The organism is Streptomyces sp. RP5T (assembly GCF_003933965.1).
Taxonomy (GTDB): domain Bacteria; phylum Actinomycetota; class Actinomycetes; order Streptomycetales; family Streptomycetaceae; genus Streptomyces.
Window position 1 is genome coordinate 1 of record NZ_RSAJ01000807.1, and the last position, 3,066, is coordinate 3,066.

Annotated in this window: 2 protein-coding genes; one reads left to right on the forward strand and one right to left on the reverse strand. The window is 70.5% G+C overall.

The features are described 5' to 3' along the window. Nucleotides 1-173 (forward strand): FBP domain-containing protein (locus EHS43_RS41315; protein WP_185806632.1); only part of this gene is annotated, 173 nt, incomplete at its 5' end. 33 nt (nucleotides 174-206) lie between these two features. Here EHS43_RS41315 and EHS43_RS41320 read toward each other — a convergent pair. Further along, the gene (locus EHS43_RS41320) at nucleotides 207-3,011 is read right to left on the reverse strand and encodes a beta-L-arabinofuranosidase domain-containing protein (RefSeq protein WP_125195646.1); all 2,805 of its coding nucleotides are present in this window, start codon (nucleotides 3,009-3,011) and stop codon (nucleotides 207-209) included. Nucleotides 3,012-3,066 lie beyond the last annotated feature (55 nt).

Here is a 3,066-nt window from a genome sequence, read left to right on the forward strand (position 1 = left end):
ACTCGGTCGGGGCGTACATGTGCGACGACCTGGCCTGCTCCCTGTACGTGCGCGGCAAGCGGGACGTGGGCCCCGGCGCGCGGCTGCACGAGACGCTCACCGTCGACGAGAAGATCCAGCGCATGGTGACGAACCTGGCGGCCTTCGTCGCCAAGGTCACGGGCGCCGTGTGAGACGCCCGTGCCCTGGAGGTGCGGTCGGGGCGGTCAGGAGACGTACGCCGCCCGCTGTGCCGTGTCCACCACGGTCCGGCCGTTCGCCTGGGTGAGCAGCCCGGCCGCCACCCAGGAGTCCACCGTCGACTGCACCCGGGCGACGAGTGCGGTCTTGCCGGCGAAGGGCGCCCCCGCCCAGATCTCGTCGAGCAGCGAAGTGCCGTCGGACCGCACCGGGTTGGCCACGCCGGAGTCGATCCCGCCGAACACGACCCGGGGCTCCGAGCGCCGGAAGTAGGCGTGGGTCGGGTCCTCGGTCCCCTCGTGGAAGGGGGCGAACTCGGTGCCGTTCAGGGTGAAGTGGAGGGGTTTGCCGGTCACCGGGCTCAGGGTCGGCAGCAGATCGCCGGACAGGGCCGCGTTGGCGTAGAGCCCGAACGGCAGGTAACCGGTGGCCGAGTTGCGGGCGACCAGGTTGACGGGGCCGTAGAACAGGGTCTGCAGGGACGGATCGTCCAGCGCCTTCTCGACGCGCAACCGGAACGGCACGCCGACCCGGACGACGTCCCCCGCCTTCCAGGCCCGCGACACCGTGAAGTACGACCCGGGGGCCGGAGTCCCGCTCACCGCACCGCCGTTGACGGTCACCCGGAAGCCCGCCGTGGCCCACGACGGCACCCGCAGCTTCAGGGCGAAGGTGGCGCCCGAGCCACCGAAGGTGAGCGTGGTGCCCTGCTCGCTGGGGTAATCGGTGGTCTGAGTGATCGTCATACTCCGTTCTGACCACGTCAGTTGCGAAGGGCTGTACAGGTTGACGTACAGCGCGCTCCCGTCGGCGGCCTTGAAGTACACCGAGTCCTGGTACTTGGTTGCGCTCTCCATGCCCGTGCCCTCGCAGCAGGTGGTGCCCTGCTTGGGCGTGTAGTCCCGCACGTGACCGGGCGTCAGCCCGATGAAGTAGGTGACCAGCGGCTTCTCCGCGTCGGCCTTGTCCTGCTTGGAGCCGAGCACCTGGTTGTAGAGGGCCCGCTCGTAGTAGTCCATGTACTTCGGGTCCTGCTCATGGAAGAACAGCGTCCGGCTCAGCTTCAGCATGTTGTACGCGCAGCACGTCTCCGCCGTCGAGTCGCCGATCGTGCCCGCGATCACGCCGGCGGCCTTCCAGAACTCCCCGGTGCTGGTGCCGCCGATGCCGTACATCCGGGATGGGACGACCATGCCCCAGAAGTTCCTCGCCGCGGCGAGGTAGCGCTGCTCGCCCGTCGCGTCGTACAGCCTCAGCAGGCCCGTGAAGATCGGGATGTGCTGGTTGGCGTGCAGGCCGTTCAGGATGTCGGTGTTCGCGGCGCACGCGTCGATCAGCCTGTCGAGGTCGAACAGGCGGGCCAGCGCGAGGTGTTCGGCTTTCCCGGTGACCGCGTGAAGATCGACGATCGCCTCCACGATGCCGCCGAACTCACCGCTGGAGAAGATGCCCCACATCCGCTGGAGGGTCGCCTCCGGGAGCACCGACAGCCGGGAGTGCATCCAGTCGCCCATGCCCGACGCCAGGTCGAGGGCCCGGGCGTCGTCCGTGGCGGTGTACGCGTCCAGCAGGCCCCGGAGGATCTTGTGGGCGGTGTAGTAGGGCGCCCAGACCTTGGTGTAGTCGCTGCCCGTCATCGACTCCAGCTGGATGAACTGCGTCTCCGGGTAGGCCGCCAGGAACCCGGGGTGGCTCGGGCCGCCCCACGTCCGGCGCAGGGTCGCGGTCAGGCCGCGGCCCGAGGCGTCGGCGAAGGTGCCACTGGTGGTCTCGAAGAATTCGTACGACACCAGGTTGCCGCGTCCGGCGGAGCCGTCGGCGGCCCGGTTGCTCTGCAGGGCGCCGATCTCGGCGGCGGTCAGGGCCCGGGACCAGACGTTGAACTCGTCGAAGGCGCCCGCGAAGACGGGGTCGCCCGCGTAGTGGGAGCGGCCGAGCCAGTGGTGGGCCAGGGTGCCGAGCGCCGCCGGGTTCAGGCTCATCGAGGTGTTCGTCGCGACGGCCGTGCCGTTGACGTAGAGGACGCCGGTCGTGCCGGAGAGGGTGACGGCGAGGTGGCTCCACCGGTCCAGCGGCAGGGCGGTCGTCCCGTTGAGACCCTGTTCGCCGCCGGCCCCGCTGGTGGTGATGGCGAAGCGGGGCACGCCCGAGCCGTTGCGGGCGGCCAGGTACAGGTACCTGGTGGTGTCGTCGCCGAAGTCGAGGACGCGGGCCCAGGTGTCGGCGTGGGTGGGCCTGACCCACGCCGACAGGGTGAAGGCGGACGCACCGCCTAGCACGGCCGCCGGGAGGTCGACGTACTGGTAGGAGCCGCGGACGTTCTCCTGGGCGGTCCCGAACCTCCCGGTCACGGGGAGCATCGCGGGGTCGGCGCGCAGGGACGAGCGGACCGCGGTCAGCGCGCTCACCATCGTCGCGATCCTGTCGGCGAAGACCTGCTCGCCGGTGGAGGCGTACGCCTGCGACAGCATCGTGAGGAAGTGCCCGGTGTAGTGGCCGCGGAGGTTGCCGTTGGCCTCGCCGTCCAGTCCCTCCCAGCCGCCGGGCGCGACGGCGCCGCCGGTGGACAGGCCGGCGTTGGCGCGGAAGACCTGGAGCAGCCTGTTCACGTCGTAGCCGCGCGCGTGGTCGAGCATGAGCTCGCGCTTGTCGGCGAAGAGGCCCGGGCCGAGGGTGACTTCGTCGAGGGCGAAGGGCTGGGCGGTCCACACGGTCGGTGCCTCCGAGGCCGCGGCGACGGCACGGCCCGTTCCCGCGTGGGTGATCGCTGGGGCCGCGGCCGCGAGGGCGGCGGCGTGGAGAAGGGATCGTCTGGAGAGGGGCGGTGCCATGGGGGTGCTCCTCTGCGAGTCGCTCACGCGGTTGTGGTTTATCGGTATTTCGAAC